This is a genomic window from Pseudomonas parafulva (assembly GCF_000800255.1).
GTDB lineage: Bacteria > Pseudomonadota > Gammaproteobacteria > Pseudomonadales > Pseudomonadaceae > Aquipseudomonas > Aquipseudomonas boreofloridensis.
On sequence record NZ_CP009747.1, the window covers coordinates 4,606,676 to 4,622,593 of the forward strand.

Consider the following 15,918-nt stretch of genomic DNA (forward strand, 5'->3'; position numbering starts at 1 on the left):
TTGTGGGGATACATGCAGACACTGAAGGTCGATCTGGGCGAGCGCAGCTACCCGATCTACATTGGCGAGGGCCTGTTGGACCAGCCCGAGCTGCTGGCACCGCATATTGCCGGACGGCAGGTCGCCATCGTCTCCAACGAAACCGTCGCGCCGCTGTATCTCGAGCGCCTGAGCAAGACCCTTGGGGCTTGGTCGGTGCTGCCGGTGATACTGCCCGACGGCGAGGCCCACAAGAACTGGGAAACCCTGCAGTTAATCTTCGACGCCCTGCTCACCGCCCGGCATGATCGGCGCACCACGGTGGTGGCGCTCGGCGGCGGAGTGATCGGTGACATGGCCGGCTTCGCTGCAGCCTGTTATCAGCGCGGCGTCGATTTCATCCAGGTGCCGACTACGCTGCTGTCCCAGGTGGACTCTTCGGTGGGTGGCAAGACCGGCATCAACCATCCGCTGGGCAAGAACATGGTCGGTGCGTTCTACCAGCCCAATGCAGTGCTCATCGACACCACCAGCCTGCGCACCTTGCCGGCCCGCGAGCTGTCGGCCGGGCTTGCCGAGGTCATCAAGTACGGTCTGATCTGCGACGAGCCGTTCCTCGGCTGGCTGGAAGACAACATGGTCGCGCTGCGCCAACTCGACTCGACAGCCCTCACCGAAGCCATTCGCCGCTCCTGCGCGGCCAAGGCGGCGGTCGTCGGTGCCGACGAACGCGAATCGGGCGTGCGTGCCACCCTGAACCTCGGCCACACCTTCGGCCACGCCATCGAAACCCACATGGGTTACGGGGTATGGTTGCATGGCGAGGCCGTCGCTGCCGGGACCGTGATGGCCCTGGAGATGTCCATGCGCCTGGGCTGGATCGACCAGACGGCGCGTGATCGCGGAATTCGCCTGATGCAGGATGCAGGCCTGCCGGTGGTGCCTCCAGAGGAAATGACCCCGGCGCATTTCATGGAACATATGGCGGTCGACAAGAAGGTGCTCGACGGACGCCTGCGCCTGGTGCTGTTGCGCCAGTTGGGCGAAGCCGTGATCACCGACGACTATCCGAAAGAGATCCTTCAGGCCACGTTGGCGGCGGACTACCGCGCAATCGTGGCCCAGCGTGAGGTTGTGACAGGGCAATGACCAGTTTGCATGCCGATGAGGCGTTTCTCGACCACTACCAGTTGAGCCACGATCCGTTCGCGCCGCGTGTGCCCGGCTTCAAGTTCTTTCCTGCCCAGCGCAAGCCGGTGCTGGGTCAGTTGCATCATCTGGCACGCTACAGCCACCTGATGCTGGTGGTGACCGGTCCCCATGGCAGCGGCAAGACCTTGCTGCGCCAGGCACTGGTCGCCAGCACCAACAAGCAGTCGGTGCAGAGCGTGGTGGTATCGGCGCGCGGCGCCAGCGATGCCGCCGGTGTGCTCGGCCAAGTGGCCCAGGCGCTGGGCGTCGCGCAGCCGCAGGTACAGGCCATTCTTTCCCAGGTCGTGCAGTTGGCGCTGACCGGGCAAGAGGTGTATCTGCTGGTAGACGATGCGGAACAACTCGAAGAGTCAGCACTCCAAGCGTTGCTGGAACTGGCGGCCGGCGTTGCGGAAGGACGCCCGCATGTATTCCTGTTCGGCGAGCCTTCGCTGATTGCCGGGTTGGACGAGCTCAGTGCCGAGGAAGAACGCTTCCACATCATCGAGCTCGCCCCCTACAGCGAAGAGGAAACCCGCGAGTACCTGGAGCAACGCCTTGAAGGTGCTGGCCGGGGGCTGGACCTGTTCAGCGCCGAGCAGATCGCCGATATCCACGAAAACTCCGACGGTTGGCCGGGCAACATCAATCAGGTGGCCCGCGATACCTTGATCGAAGCCATGATCGCCACTCGCAGTACCGAGAAGCGACCATCCATGGGGTTCAAAATGCCTAAGAAACACGTGCTCGCACTGTCTGCTGTGGTTGTGGTCGCCGTTGCGGCGGCGGTCCTGATGCCCAAGAAAAGCGACAAGGCGCCAGCCGAGGCGCCTGCCGCCCAAGCTCAGTTGCCACTGGGTCAGGGCCAGTCGGGCAATGGCGGTCCGACGGTGGAGTTCTCCGGTTCGTCGCAACCGATGCCGCTGCCGCTGGTCGGTCAGTCGCAGCCGGTGATGCGTGAGCCGCTGGCCCAGGCGGCCGGTATGGGGGATGGTGAGGAGGGGGGGCCAGCGGGCAACACCGCACTGCAGCCGTCCGCGCCTTCGGCCGCGGTGCCGCCGACCGTCACCACCACTGCACCGCCACAAGGTGTCGCTGCAGGTCCGGCGCCGACGCCGGCCCAGCCGGTTGTCAGCGCACCGAGCCAGCCGGCTGCCGCCGCGCAGAAACCGGCTGCCACGCAGCCGGCGAAAACCGCCACCCCTGCCAGCAAGCCGGCTGCGGCGCCGACCCAGGTCGCCACGGCGAAGCCGGCGGCCAAAGCGGTCGAGAAGTCGACCGGCGGTGCGGGTAACAGCAGTTGGTACAGCGGCCAGAAGGCCGGCAACTACGTGGTCCAGGTATTCGGCACCAGCAATGAGTCGGCGGCCCAGTCGTTCGTCCGCGAGCAGGGCGGCGAGTACCGCTACTTCAAGAAAAACCTGCAGGGCAAACCCCTCTACGTGGTTACCTACGGCAATTTCGCCAGCCGCGACGCGGCAGCGGCTGCAATCAAGAACTTGCCAGCGAAGGTCCAGGCTGGTAAACCTTGGCCTCGTACCGTCGGCAGCGTTCAACAAGAGCTGGCCACGGCCCGCTGATCCTTCCGGGCGGCACCACCCCGCCGCCCAGTTGCTGAGCGAATCCCGGAATCTCGATAGCCTGCTGTGCACGAGCGCGGCAGGCTTTCGTGTCCCAGACTGCCGGCCACAAGCCTGATTGCAGTCACCGCTGAAACGCTTCAGACTCAAGTCCACCCGCCTACACGGTGAGTGACGCAAAAACATTCAAAATTGCGACATAAACTTTCAACGATTCGTCGTTATTGTTTGTGGGCGGCTTCGTCGCTGTGCAACAATGGTTTCCCATTGCCCCCGCAAAAAAGCTGGCATTCGATCGGCGTGGATGGTAAGTGGTTGTACTAAAAAGAGATTTGCCTTGGTTGAGAGGCGAACCTGGTGAGAATGTGTCTATGAAAACAGGTCTGTACCATCCCGAAGAATTCAAGGACAACTGTGGTTTTGGCCTGATCGCCCATATGACGGGCGAGCCGAGCCACCACCTCCTGCAAACTGCCGTCGAGGCCCTGACCTGCATGACCCACCGCGGTGGGATCAACGCAGACGGCAAGACCGGTGACGGTTGTGGCCTGCTGATGCAGAAGCCCGATCAGTTCCTGCGCGCCGTGGCCCGGGAACACTTCGCCGTCGAGCTGCCCAAGCAGTACGCGGTCGGCATGGTGTTCTTCAATCAGGACCCGGTGAAAGCCGAGGCCGCGCGGGCCAACATGAACCGCGAGATCACCCAGGCTGGCCTGCAACTGATCGGTTGGCGCAAGGTGCCGATCGATACCCGCGTGCTCGGTCGCCTGGCCCTGGAGCGCCTGCCGCAGATCGAGCAGGTGTTCATCGGCGGCGAAGGCCTGACCGACCAGGAAATGGCCATCAAGCTGTTCAGTGCCCGTCGCCGCTCGTCCGTGGCCAATGCCCACGACGCCGACCACTACATCTGCAGCTTCTCGCACAAGACCATCATCTACAAAGGTCTGATGATGCCGGCGGACCTCACCGCCTTCTATCCAGACCTCGGCGACGAGCGCCTGAAGACCGCGATCTGCGTGTTCCACCAGCGTTTCTCCACCAACACCTTGCCCAAGTGGCCGCTGGCGCAGCCGTTCCGCTTCCTCGCCCACAACGGCGAAATCAACACCATCACCGGCAACCGCAACTGGGCCATGGCCCGGCGCACCAAGTTCGCCAACGACCTGATCCCGGACCTGGAAGAGCTCGGCCCGCTGGTCAACCGGGTCGGCTCCGACTCCTCGAGCATGGACAACATGCTCGAGCTGATGGTTACCGGTGGTATCGACCTGTTCCGCGGTGTGCGCATGCTGGTGCCGCCGGCCTGGCAGAACGTCGAAACCATGGACGCCGACCTGCGCGCCTTCTACGAATACAACTCCATGCACATGGAGCCGTGGGACGGTCCGGCCGGCATCGTCATGACCGAAGGCCGCCACGCGGTGTGCCTGCTCGACCGCAATGGCCTGCGCCCGGCGCGCTGGGTGACCACCCGCAACGGCTACATCACCCTGGCCTCGGAAATCGGCGTGTGGAACTACCAGCCGGAGGACGTCATCGCCAAAGGTCGTGTCGGCCCGGGGCAGATCTTCGCCGTGGACACCGAGACCGGCCAGATCCTCGATACCGACGCCATCGACAATCGCCTCAAGTCGCGCCATCCCTACAAGCGCTGGCTGCGTCAGCACGCCACCCGTATCCAGGCGACCCTGAGCGACGACCAGGGCGTGGCCAGCTACGACGCCGACCAGCTCAAGCAGTACATGAAGATGTTCCAGGTCACCTTCGAGGAGCGTGACCAGGTGCTGCGTCCGCTCGGCGAGCAGGGCCAGGAAGCGGTCGGCTCGATGGGCGACGACACGCCGATGGCCGTGCTCTCCCAGCGCGTCCGCTCGCCGTACGACTTCTTCCGCCAGCAGTTCGCCCAGGTGACCAACCCGCCGATCGATCCGCTGCGCGAAGCGATCGTGATGTCCCTGGAAATCTGCCTGGGTGCCGAGCGCAACATCTTCCAGGAATCCCCCGAGCACGCGTCGCGGGTGATCCTCAGCTCGCCGGTGATCTCGCCAGCCAAGTGGCGCTCGCTGATGAACCTGGAGCGCGAGGGCTTCGACCGTCAGTTGATCGACCTCAACTACGAGCAGGGCCTGGGCTTGGAAGCGGCCATTCGCAACATCGCCGACCAGGCCGAAGAAGCGGTGCGCAGCGGCAAGACGCAACTGGTGCTGAGCGACCGTTTCATCGCCCCAGGCAAGTTGCCCGTGCATGCTTCGCTGGCTGTCGGGGCGGTTCACCACCGCCTGACCGAACAAGGCCTGCGCTGCGACAGCAACATCCTGGTGGAGACCGCCACCGCCCGTGACCCGCACCACTTCGCCGTGCTGCTGGGCTTCGGTGCCTCGGCCGTCTACCCGTACCTGGCGTACGAAGTGCTGGCCGACCTGATTCGTACCGGCGAAGTGCTGGGCGATCTGGACGAAGTGTTCAAGTACTACCGCAAGGGCATTTCCAAAGGCCTGCTGAAGATCCTCTCGAAGATGGGCATCTCCACCGTCGCCTCGTACCGTGGCGCCCAGTTGTTCGAAGCCGTGGGGCTGTCGGACGAGGTGGTCGGCCTGAGCTTCAAGGGCGTGTCCAGCCGCATCAAAGGTGCGCGCTTCGAGGATTTGGAGAGCGACCAGAAGCTGCTGGCGGCCGAAGCCTGGAGCGCGCGCAAGCCGATCCAGCAAGGTGGCCTGCTCAAGTTCGTGCATGGCGGCGAGTACCACGCCTACAACCCGGACGTGGTCAACACCCTGCAGGCCGCCGTGCAGCAAGGCGATTACAGCAAGTTCAAGGAGTACACCGCGCTGGTCGACCAGCGTCCGGTGTCGATGCTGCGTGACCTGCTCAAGGTCAAGGTGGCCGATCAGGCCCTGGCGCTGGAGCAGGTGGAGCCGGTCGAGGCCATCCTCAAGCGCTTCGACTCCGCCGGCATCTCCCTCGGTGCGCTGTCGCCGGAGGCCCACGAGGCCCTGGCCGAGGCCATGAACCGCCTGGGCGCGCGCTCCAACTCCGGCGAGGGCGGCGAAGATCCGGCCCGCTACGGCACGCTCAAGAGCTCGAAGATCAAGCAGGTGGCCACCGGCCGCTTTGGCGTGACCCCGGAGTACCTGGTCAACGCCGAAGTGCTGCAGATCAAAGTGGCCCAAGGCGCCAAGCCGGGCGAGGGCGGCCAGTTGCCTGGCGGCAAGGTCAACGGCCTGATCGCCAAGCTGCGCTATGCCGTGCCCGGCGTCACCTTGATCTCGCCACCGCCGCACCACGACATCTACTCCATCGAAGACCTCGCGCAGTTGATCTACGACCTCAAGCAGGTCAATCCACAAGCGCTGGTGTCGGTGAAGCTGGTGGCCGAGGCGGGTGTCGGTACCATCGCGGCAGGCGTGGCCAAGGCCTATGCCGACCTGATCACCATTTCCGGCTACGACGGTGGCACCGGCGCCTCGCCGCTGACCTCGATCAAGTACGCGGGCGCACCCTGGGAACTGGGCCTGGCCGAGACCCACCAGACCCTGCGCGGCAACGACCTGCGCGGCAAGGTGCGGGTGCAGACCGACGGTGGCCTGAAAACCGGCCTGGACGTGATCAAGGCCGCCATCCTCGGCGCCGAGAGCTTCGGCTTCGGCACCGCGCCGATGATCGCCCTGGGCTGCAAGTACCTGCGTATCTGTCACCTGAACAACTGCGCCACCGGCGTGGCCACCCAGAACGACAAGCTGCGCAAGGACCACTACATCGGCACCGTCGACATGGTGATCAACTTCTTCACCTTCGTCGCCGAAGAGACCCGCGAGTGGCTGGCCAAGCTGGGCGTGAGCAGCCTCGGCGAGCTGATCGGGCGTACCGACCTGCTCGACGTGCTGCCAGGTGACACCGAGCGCCAACAGCACCTGGACCTCACGCCACTGCTGGGCAGCTCGCACATTCCGGCCGACAAGCCGCAGTTCTGCGAAGTGGACCGCAACCCGCCGTTCGACAAAGGCGAGTTGGCCGAGCGCATGGTCGACATGGCCCTGCCGTCGATCCGTGACCAGGCCGGTGGCGAGTTCGCCCTCGACATCTGCAACTGCGACCGCTCCATCGGCGCGCGCATCTCCGGTGAGATCGCCAAGCTCTACGGCAACCAGGGCATGGCGGCCACGCCGGTCACCTTCCGCTTCAAGGGCACCGCAGGGCAGAGTTTCGGCGTGTGGAACGCCGGTGGCCTGAACATGCACCTGGAAGGCGATGCCAACGACTACGTCGGCAAAGGCATGACCGGTGGCAAGCTGACCATCGTACCGCCGGCGGGCAGTCCGTTCGAAACCCAGCACAGCGCCATCGTCGGCAACACCTGCCTGTACGGCGCCACTGGCGGCAAGCTGTTCGCCGCTGGCACCGCAGGTGAGCGCTTCGCGGTGCGTAACTCCGGCGCCCACGCTGTGGTCGAGGGCACGGGCGATCATTGCTGCGAATACATGACCGGTGGCTTTGTCTGCGTCCTGGGCAAGACCGGTTACAACTTCGGCTCCGGCATGACGGGCGGCTTCGCCTACGTGCTCGACCTGGACAACACTTTCGTCGACAAACTCAACCACGAGCTGGTGGAAATCCAGCGCATCAGTGGTGAGGCGATGGAGGCCTATCGCAGCCATCTGGCGCGTGTCCTGGGCGAATACGTGGACGAGACCGGCAGCGAGTGGGGGCGTGAGCTCTCCGAGAACCTGGACGACTACGTGCGGCGCTTCTGGTTGGTCAAGCCCAAGGCGGCCAACCTCAAGCAACTGCTGTCCAGCACCCGCGCCAACCCGCAGTAAAGCAGCTGCAAGTGGCGAGCTCCCAGCTGCAAGCAGAAGCAGCACGGGGTTCGCCCGGCTTACGTGATCGTCTTGCGGCTTGCAGCTTCTGGCTCGCAGCTGCTGTTGAGAGGTTTTGAAAAATGGCTGAACGTCTGAGCAACGACTTCCAGTTCATCGAAGTGGGCCGCAAGGACCCGAAAAAGAAGCTGCTGCGTCAGCGCAAGAAGGAGTTCGTGGAAATCTACGAGCCCTTCAAGCCGCAGCAGTCCGTGGAGCAGGCACATCGCTGCCTGGGCTGCGGCAACCCGTATTGCGAGTGGAAGTGCCCGGTGCACAACTTCATCCCCAACTGGTTGAAGCTGGTGTCCGAGGGCAACATCCTGGCGGCGGCGGAGCTGTCGCACCAGACCAATACACTGCCGGAAGTCTGCGGCCGGGTCTGCCCGCAGGACCGTCTGTGCGAAGGCGCGTGCACCCTGAACGACGGTTTCGGTGCGGTGACCATCGGCTCGGTGGAGAAGTACATTACCGACACCGCCTTCGCCATGGGCTGGCGTCCGGACATGTCCAAGGTCAAGCCGACCGGCAAGCGCGTCGCCATCATCGGTGCCGGCCCGGCTGGGCTGGGCTGCGCCGATGTGCTGGTGCGTGCTGGCGTCACCCCGGTGGTGTTCGACAAGAACCCGGAAATCGGCGGTTTGCTGACCTTCGGCATTCCCGAGTTCAAGCTGGAAAAGAGCGTATTGAGCAACCGCCGCGAAGTGTTCACCGGCATGGGCATCGAATTCCGCCTGAACACCGAAGTGGGCAAGGACATCACCTTGGAGCAGTTGCTCGCCGATTACGACGCCGTGTTCATGGGCATGGGTACCTACACCTACATGAAGGGCGGTTTCCCCGGCGAGGACCTGCCGGGCGTGCATGACGCGCTGGACTTCCTGATCGCCAACGTCAACCGTAACCTGGGCTTCGAGAAGTCGCCGGAAGACTTCGTCGACATGCAGGGCAAGCAGGTGGTGGTGCTCGGCGGTGGCGACACGGCGATGGACTGCAACCGCACCTCGATCCGCCAGGGCGCCAAGTCGGTGACCTGTGCCTACCGCCGCGACGAGGCCAACATGCCAGGCTCGCGCAAAGAGGTGAAGAACGCCAAGGAAGAAGGCGTGAAGTTCCTCTACAACCGCCAGCCCATCGCCATCGTCGGCGACGGCAAGGTCGAGGGCGTCAAGGTGGTCGAAACCCGCCTGGGCGAGCCGGATGCTCGCGGTCGCCGTAGTCCGGAGCCTATTCCCGGCTCCGAGCAGATCCTGCCGGCCGATTCCGTGGTGATCGCCTTCGGCTTCCGTCCGAGCCCGGCGCCGTGGTTCGAGCAGCATGGCATCCAGATGGACAGCCAGGGCCGCGTGGTGGCCCCGGAGAAGGCCGCCTTCAAGCACCAGACCAGCAACCCGAAGATCTTCGCCGGTGGCGACATGGTGCGCGGTTCGGACTTGGTGGTGACGGCCATCTTCGAAGGCCGCACGGCAGCCGAAGGCATCCTCGACTACCTGCAGGTGTGATCGAGCGCCGGGGTCGCCACTCGACCCCGGCGTTATCCCGCCCGACAATCCTTGACCCACGGCACCCAATAGACAAAAGCCATGGCCGCAGCCGTGCCTTTTGCGCTGGCGTCTGAGAAAATGCCCGCACTTTTTTGCTGGATGCCGACATGACTGCCCTGAAGAACGATCGTTTCCTGCGTGCATTGCTCAAGCAGCCTGTAGACGTCACCCCGGTGTGGATGATGCGCCAGGCCGGCCGCTACCTGCCGGAGTACCGCGCCAGCCGTGCCAACGCCGGCGACTTCATGAGCCTGTGCAAGAACCCGCAGTTCGCCTGCGAGGTGACGCTCCAGCCGCTGGACCGCTACCCGCTCGACGCCGCGATCCTGTTCTCCGACATCCTCACCATCCCCGACGCCATGGGCCAGGGCCTGTATTTCGAGACCGGCGAAGGTCCGCGCTTCAAGAAGGTCGTCAGCACGGCGGCCGATATCGAAGCCCTGCCCATTCCCGATGCGCACAAGGACTTGGGCTACGTGATGGATGCGGTCAGCACCATCCGCCGCGAACTGAACGGCCGCGTGCCGCTGATCGGGTTCTCCGGCAGCCCCTGGACCCTGGCCACCTACATGATCGAAGGCGGCTCGTCGAAAGACTTCCGCAAGACCAAGGCCATGCTCTACGACCAGCCCGAGGCCATGCACTTGCTGCTGGACAAGCTGGCCCAGTCGGTCACCGCCTACCTCAACGGCCAGATCCAGGCCGGCGCCCAGGCGGTGCAGATCTTCGACACCTGGGGCGGCGCGCTGTCGGCGTCGGCCTACCAGACCTTCTCCTTGGCCTACATGCGCAAGATCGTCAGCGGCCTGATCCGCGAGCACGAAGGCCGCAAGGTGCCGGTGATCCTGTTCACCAAGAATGGCGGGCTATGGCTGGACAGCATCGCCGAAGCCGGCGCCGACGCGCTGGGCCTGGACTGGACCTGCGATATCGGCGACGCCCGTCGCCGTGTGGGCGACCGCGTGGCGCTGCAAGGCAACATGGACCCGACGGTGCTGTACGCCAAGCCGGAGGCGATCCGCCAGGAAGTCGCGCGCATCCTGGCCAGCTACGGCCATGGCAGCGGCCACGTCTTCAACCTCGGCCACGGCATCACCCCGGAAGTCGATCCCGAGCACGCGGGCGTGTTCATCAATGCCGTGCACGAGTTTTCGGCGCAGTACCACGGCTGAGTCCGCTTCACGCCTCACCCAGCCCGGCCATGTGCCGGGCTTTTTGTGACATTAAGGTTAAATTCAGCGATCGTCGCTAATCTGGTCCCATCGAAACCCAAACAGGACCCGATCATCATGAAAATTCGTTATCTGCCGCTGATTCTTGCCCCGCTGTTCAGCACCGCCGCCCTGGCGGCTGGCTACACCGGCCCGGGTGCTCAATCGATCACCACCGTCGCCGCTGCCAAAGAAGCCGCCGACGACACGCCAGTGGTGCTGCAGGGCTACATCACCAAGAAGGTCAACAACGACGACAAGTACGAGTTCAAGGACAACACCGGCACCATCACCGTCGAGATCGACAACGAAGACCTGCCGGTCACTCCTTTCAATGAAAAGACCAAGGTCAAGCTGACCGGCGAGGTGGAGAAGCACCTGATGAGCCGTGAAGTGGATGTGGATATCGTCGAAATCATCAACTGATCCAGCCGCTGTCTCGCTGGCGAGCGCGCCTGCCGAAAGTAATGGCGGCGCGCTCGCTCCGCGCAGGTCTCACACCGATTTGGGCGCCAGTTTGCTCAAGTGCAGCGCCACCAGCAACGCCACCGCCAGCAGGCTGCCAATGAACAGCCCGATGCCGTTCCAGCCCCAGTGGTGCCAGAACACCCCGCCCGCCGTCCCGGCGACACTCGACCCCGCGTAATAACAGAACAGATACAGCGACGACGCCTGCCCCTTGGCCTTGAGCGCGCGTCGGCCGATCCAGCTGCTGGCCACCGAATGCGCGCCGAAGAAACCGAAGGTGAACACCAGCATGCCGACCACCACCACTGGCAGCGGTGTGAACAGCGTCATCAGCATGCCCGCCGCCATCACGCCGATACTGGCCCAGAACACCCGGCGCCGCCCCAGTCTGTCCGCCAGTGCGCCGACCTGCGCCGAGCTGTAGATCCCCGACAGGTAAACCACTGACAGCAACCCGACCAATGCCTGGTTCATGTGGTACGGCTCGGCCAGCAGGCGATAGCCGATGTAGTTGAACAGGGTGACGAACGCGCCCATCAACAGGAAGGCTTCAAGGAACAGCCAAGGCAGGCCGGCGTCCTTGAAGTGCATGAGGAAGCCGTCGAGCAGGCGACGCGGTTGCAGCGATTGTGCGCGGAAGTTGCGCGATTCGGGCAGCACCTTCCAGAACACCACCGCCGCCAGCAGCGCCAGACCACCGATTACCAGCATCGCCGTGTGCCAGCTGACGAAGTCGATCAGCACCCCGGCGATCAGTCGACCGCTCATGCCACCGATGGCATTGCCACCGATGTACAGGCCCATGGCCAGGCCGATGTGCTGGGGGTGGATCTCTTCGCTCAGATAGGTCATGGCCACGGCGGCCAGCCCGCTCAGGGACAGCCCGACCAGCGCCCGCGTGGCCAATACGCCTTCCCAGGTCGGCATGACGGCGCTGGCCAGGGTCGCCAGTGCCGCGCAGAGCAGGGCCATGACCATCACCGGCTTGCGCCCGATGCGGTCGGAGATCGGCCCGGTGACCAGCAGTCCCACGGCGAGCAACGCCGTGGAGACCGACAGCACCAGGCTGCTCTGCGCGGCATTGATGGCGAACTCCTGCGACAGCAGCGGCATCATCGGCTGCACGCAGTAGAGCAGGGCGAAGGTGGCGAAGCCGCCGCTGAACAATGCCAGCACGGTCTTCATGAAGGCCGGGCTGCCTTTTTCGATCCAGATATCGGTCAGCGCAGCGGGGTCGGGTTCCAGGGCAAGGGGGGCTACAGCGGATTTCACGACGGACTACCTCGAGGCGCGGGGCCGGTGATGCGATGGAAAAATCATATAGCTGGCTAATGATTAGATCCAATATATTGTTCGACCTATTTGAGACGTTTTACGACTTGTTTGGAGCGCGCTATGGAGCTGCGTCACCTGCGTTATTTCATCGCGGTCGCCGAGGAGCTGCACTTCGGCCGCGCCGCGCAGCAACTGGGCATTTCCCAGCCACCGTTGAGCCAGCAGATCCAGGCCCTCGAACAGGAGCTCGGTGCCCGACTGTTCGAGCGCACCAACCGCCGGGTGGCACTCAGCGAGGCCGGCCGGCTGTTTCTCGATGAGGCGCGTCAAGTGCTGGCCCAGGTCGACAAGGCCGCCGACGTGGCGCGGCGCGCGCAACTGGGCGAGCTGGGCGAGATGAAGATCGGGTTCACCTCGTCGGCGCCGTTCACGTCGCGTATTCCCCAGGCGATTCACGCCTTTCGCCAGCGCTTTCCGGCAGTTCACTTGCATTTGACGGAGATGAGCAGTCGCGAGGTGGTCGATGCGGTGTTCGACGAGTCCATCGAGGTCGGTCTGATGCGCCCGTTGCCCGTACCCGAGGGGCTGGCGGTCACCGAGCTGTTCCGCGAGCCGCTGGTCGCCGTGCTCAACGCCTCCCACCCGCTGGCGGCGTGTGGTGACGGTGGCGTTCAGATGGCTGATCTGGCCCAGGAGCCGTTCGTGTTCTTCCCGCGCAGCTACGGCAGCGGCCTGTACGCGCAGTTGATGGAACTGGCGCGCCAGGCCGGCTTCAGCCCCCATTTCGCCCAGGAGGCAGGCGAGGCGCTGACCATCATCGGCCTGGTGTCGGCCGGGTTGGGCGTGTCGGTGCTGCCGGCCTCGTTCCAGCGCATTCGCATCGACGGTGTGGTCTATCGCACGCTGCTCGACCCGCAGGCGACCAGCGCCGTGTGGCTGGTGCGCCGCGAGGGAGCAGGCTCGGCGATGGCCAATGCGTTTTGCGAGCTGTTGGCTGGTGTGCAAGCGCCCCAAGGCGCTGGATAAAGCGTTGCTGTGCACACATACTCGGGCATTCCTTGATACCCGGAGATCCTGTCATGCGGCGCGTGGTGTTCAATCAGAAAGGTGGCGTGGGCAAGTCGAGCATCGCCTGCAACCTGGCGGCGGTGAGCGCCAGCGAAGGCTATCGCACCCTGTTGATCGACCTGGATGCCCAGGCCAACTCCACCCAGTACCTCACCGGCCTGACCGGCGACGACATTCCCATGGGCATCGCCGACTTTTTCAAGCAGAGCCTGGCCGGCGGGCCGGTCGCGAAGAAGAACAAGGTCGATATCTACGAGACCCCGTTCGACAACCTGCACGTGATCACCGCCACGGCGGAACTCGCCGACCTTCAGCCCAAGCTCGAGGCCAAACACAAGATCAACAAGCTGCGCAAGTTGCTCGACGAGTTGAGCGAAGACTACGAGCGGATCTACATCGACACGCCGCCCGCGCTGAACTTCTACGCGGTTTCAGCGCTGATCGCCGCTGATCGCGTGCTGATTCCCTTCGATTGCGACAGCTTCTCGCGCCAGGCCCTGTATGGCCTGCTCGCCGAAATCGAGGAACTCAAGGACGATCACAACGAAGCCCTGGAGGTCGAGGGCATCGTCGTCAACCAGTTCCAGTCCCGCGCCAGCCTGCCGCAGCAGATGCTCGACGAACTGCTCGCCGAGGGGCTGCCGGTGTTGCCGGTGTACCTGGGCAGCTCGGTGAAGATGCGCGAGTCGCACCACGCCAGCCTGCCGCTGATTCATCTGGAGCCACGGCACAAGCTGACGCAGCAGTTCGTCGAGCTGCACTCGCTGCTCGAAGAGAACGCCTAGACGCCCTGCCCGCGCAGCCACTCCAGCAACGATTGCAGTGGCAGTGCGCCGGCCTGGCGGCTGACTTCGCGGCCCTGCTTGAACAGGATCAGGCTGGGGATCGAGCGAATCCCCAGTTGACCGGCCAGGCTGCGGTTGGCTTCGCTGTCCAGCTTGGCCAGGCGGCAGCGGCCGGCGAGCTGGCGGGCGGCCTGGGCGAACGTTGGGGCGAAGCTCTTGCACGGCCCGCACCAGTCGGCCCACACGTCCACCAGCAGCGGCAGATCGCCCTTGATCTGGCTGGCGTAGCTGCGCTCGGTCAGCTCGAAGGGCTGGCCAAGCAGCACCTCCTGCTTGCAGCGCCCGCACTTGGGGCTGTCGCCCAGGCGCTCGGCCGGCAAGCGGTTGAGGCCGTTGCAGTGAGGGCAGGGGATGACCAGGGGTTCAGGCATATCTTCTCCTTGGGGTGCGATAGGGCTGTCAGGCCGCGCCTGGCATTCAGGACGAGCAACTGATCTCCAGGTGCTTGCCCCAGGTTGGCGGGCGCTCGGCGTAGGCCTGCATGCCGGGCTGTTCCTCGAACGGCCTGCTCAGCACCTGATGCAAGCGCCGGACTTCACTGTAGTCGCCCGCTTCGGCCGCCTCGATGGCCTGCTGAGCCAGGTAGTTGCGCAGGATGTACAGCGGATTGACCGCGTGCATGCGCGCACGCCGGCCCTGGGCATTGTCGGGTTCGCGCTGGCAGCGTGCCAGGTAGTCGGCGGCCCAGGCGTCGAAGCCGGCGAGGTCGACGAAGTCGTCACGCACCCCGTGTAGCGCCTGTTCGACCGGTTGCTCGCCGAGCCGGCGGAAGAACAGCGTGTAATCCACTGCGCCACGCTGCATGCACTGCAGCAGGCGCTCGACCAGCGCCAGGTCGTCCTCTTCAGCACAGGTCAGGCCGAGGCGGCGACGCATCAGGTCCAGGTAGTGGGCCTGGTACAGCGGCAGGAACAGCCCCAGCGTGTCCTTGAGCGCCTCGACCTCCACCACCGTGGTCAAGGCCTGGGCCAGCGCGCTGAGGTTCCAGTGGGCGATCGGCACCTGGTTGGCGTAGCTGTAGCGGCCACGGTCGTCGGAGTGGTTGCAGATGAAGTTGGCGTCGAAGTCGTCGAGGAAGGCGAACGGGCCGAAGTCGAAGGTGATGCCCAGGATCGACATGTTGTCGGTGTTCATCACCCCGTGGCAGAAACCGTAGGCTTGCCAGCGCGCGATCAGCTCGGCGTTGCGCTCGACGATGCTTCGGAACATGGCCAGGTACGGCTGCTCGGCCGCAAGGCACTCGGGGTAGTGCTGTTCGAGCACATGGTCCAGCAGCACCTGCTGCTGCTCGGGTTTCTGCGTGTAATAGAAATATTCGAAATGGCCGAAGCGGACATGGCTGGGCGCCAGGCGCAGCAGCATGGCCGCGCTTTCCTGGGTTTCGCGCCACACCGGCGTGCTCGAACCGATCACGCACACGGCGCGACTGCTGGGAATGCCCAGCGCGTGCAGGGCTTCGGAGGCGAGGAATTCGCGGATCGACGAGCGCAGCACGGCGCGGCCATCGCCCATGCGCGAATACGGGGTCTGGCCGGCGCCCTTGAGGTGCAGGTCCCAGTGCTCGCCCGCGTCGTTGACCACCTCACCCAGCAGCAGGCCACGACCGTCGCCCAGGCGCGGGTTGTAGCCGCCGAACTGATGGCCGGAATACACCATCGCCCGAGGGTCGGCGTCTTCCCAGAGCTTATGACCGCCGAACAGCTCGGCGAACACCGGCAACTCGGCCTGCGCCGGATCCAGATCGAGCAACGCCAGGGCCGCTTCGCTGACCACCACCAGGCGCGGGTCGGCGATCGGCTCTGGCAGCACCTGGGTGGAGAAGGCGTCGCCCAGGCGGGCGAAGCGGTTGTCGAACTGCAGGTGGTCGAGCGTTTTCACGGGCGGCTCCGGGTTGTTGAGGG

Annotated in this window: 11 protein-coding genes; 8 read left to right on the top strand and 3 right to left on the bottom strand. The window is 64.6% G+C overall.

The window, feature by feature from the left end; all coding sequences use genetic code 11:
- The first annotated feature begins 12 nt into the window (after positions 1 to 12).
- The 6 genes from aroB (at position 13) to NJ69_RS20210 (ending at position 10,787) form a co-directional block, all read left to right on the top strand.
- The gene (aroB, locus tag NJ69_RS20185) at positions 13 to 1,128 is read left to right on the top strand and encodes a 3-dehydroquinate synthase (protein WP_039582581.1); all 1,116 of its coding nucleotides are present in this window, start codon (positions 13 to 15) and stop codon (positions 1,126 to 1,128) included.
- On the top strand, positions 1,125 to 2,750 hold the full coding sequence (locus NJ69_RS20190) for an AAA family ATPase (protein ID WP_029614299.1): 1,626 nt from the start codon (positions 1,125 to 1,127) through the stop codon (positions 2,748 to 2,750). Before aroB ends, NJ69_RS20190 begins: the two co-directional genes overlap by 4 nt.
- A 371-nt stretch (positions 2,751 to 3,121) precedes the next feature.
- Positions 3,122 to 7,567, top strand: a complete 4,446-nt coding sequence (gene gltB / locus NJ69_RS20195; RefSeq protein ID WP_039582583.1) for a glutamate synthase large subunit — start codon at positions 3,122 to 3,124, stop codon at positions 7,565 to 7,567.
- A gap of 122 nt (positions 7,568 to 7,689) precedes the next feature.
- Positions 7,690 to 9,108, top strand: a complete 1,419-nt coding sequence (locus NJ69_RS20200; protein ID WP_039582585.1) for an FAD-dependent oxidoreductase — start codon at positions 7,690 to 7,692, stop codon at positions 9,106 to 9,108.
- Positions 9,109 to 9,257: 149 nt separating this feature from the next.
- Positions 9,258 to 10,322 (top strand): uroporphyrinogen decarboxylase, encoded by a 1,065-nt coding sequence (gene hemE, locus NJ69_RS20205; RefSeq protein ID WP_039582587.1) that lies wholly within the window; start codon positions 9,258 to 9,260, stop codon positions 10,320 to 10,322.
- Between the two features lie 117 nt (positions 10,323 to 10,439).
- Positions 10,440 to 10,787: a NirD/YgiW/YdeI family stress tolerance protein gene (locus tag NJ69_RS20210; protein WP_039582589.1), complete on the top strand. Its 348-nt coding sequence runs from the start codon at positions 10,440 to 10,442 to the stop codon at positions 10,785 to 10,787.
- Between the two features lie 69 nt (positions 10,788 to 10,856).
- On the opposite strand, the gene NJ69_RS20215 is transcribed toward NJ69_RS20210, so the two are convergent.
- Positions 10,857 to 12,101: an MFS transporter gene (locus NJ69_RS20215; protein ID WP_039582590.1), complete on the bottom strand. Its 1,245-nt coding sequence runs from the start codon at positions 12,099 to 12,101 to the stop codon at positions 10,857 to 10,859.
- A 123-nt stretch (positions 12,102 to 12,224) separates the two neighbouring features.
- On the opposite strand from NJ69_RS20215, the gene NJ69_RS20220 reads away from it, so the two are divergent.
- Together NJ69_RS20220 and NJ69_RS20225 are read left to right on the top strand one after the other, a co-directional pair.
- Positions 12,225 to 13,130: a LysR family transcriptional regulator gene (locus tag NJ69_RS20220; RefSeq protein WP_039582592.1), complete on the top strand. Its 906-nt coding sequence runs from the start codon at positions 12,225 to 12,227 to the stop codon at positions 13,128 to 13,130.
- Between the two features lie 53 nt (positions 13,131 to 13,183).
- Complete coding sequence (locus NJ69_RS20225; protein ID WP_029613852.1) at positions 13,184 to 13,957, top strand: ParA family protein; 774 nt, start codon at positions 13,184 to 13,186, stop codon at positions 13,955 to 13,957.
- On the opposite strand, the gene trxC is transcribed toward NJ69_RS20225, so the two are convergent.
- Positions 13,954 to 14,388 carry a thioredoxin TrxC gene (trxC, locus tag NJ69_RS20230; RefSeq protein WP_039582593.1) on the bottom strand — a complete coding sequence of 145 codons (435 nt, stop codon included), beginning with the start codon at positions 14,386 to 14,388 and terminating at the stop codon, positions 13,954 to 13,956. The genes NJ69_RS20225 and trxC overlap by 4 nt on opposite strands.
- Before the next feature lie 46 nt (positions 14,389 to 14,434).
- Positions 14,435 to 15,895, bottom strand: a complete 1,461-nt coding sequence (selO, locus tag NJ69_RS20235) for a protein adenylyltransferase SelO (RefSeq protein ID WP_039582595.1) — start codon at positions 15,893 to 15,895, stop codon at positions 14,435 to 14,437.
- Positions 15,896 to 15,918 lie beyond the last annotated feature (23 nt).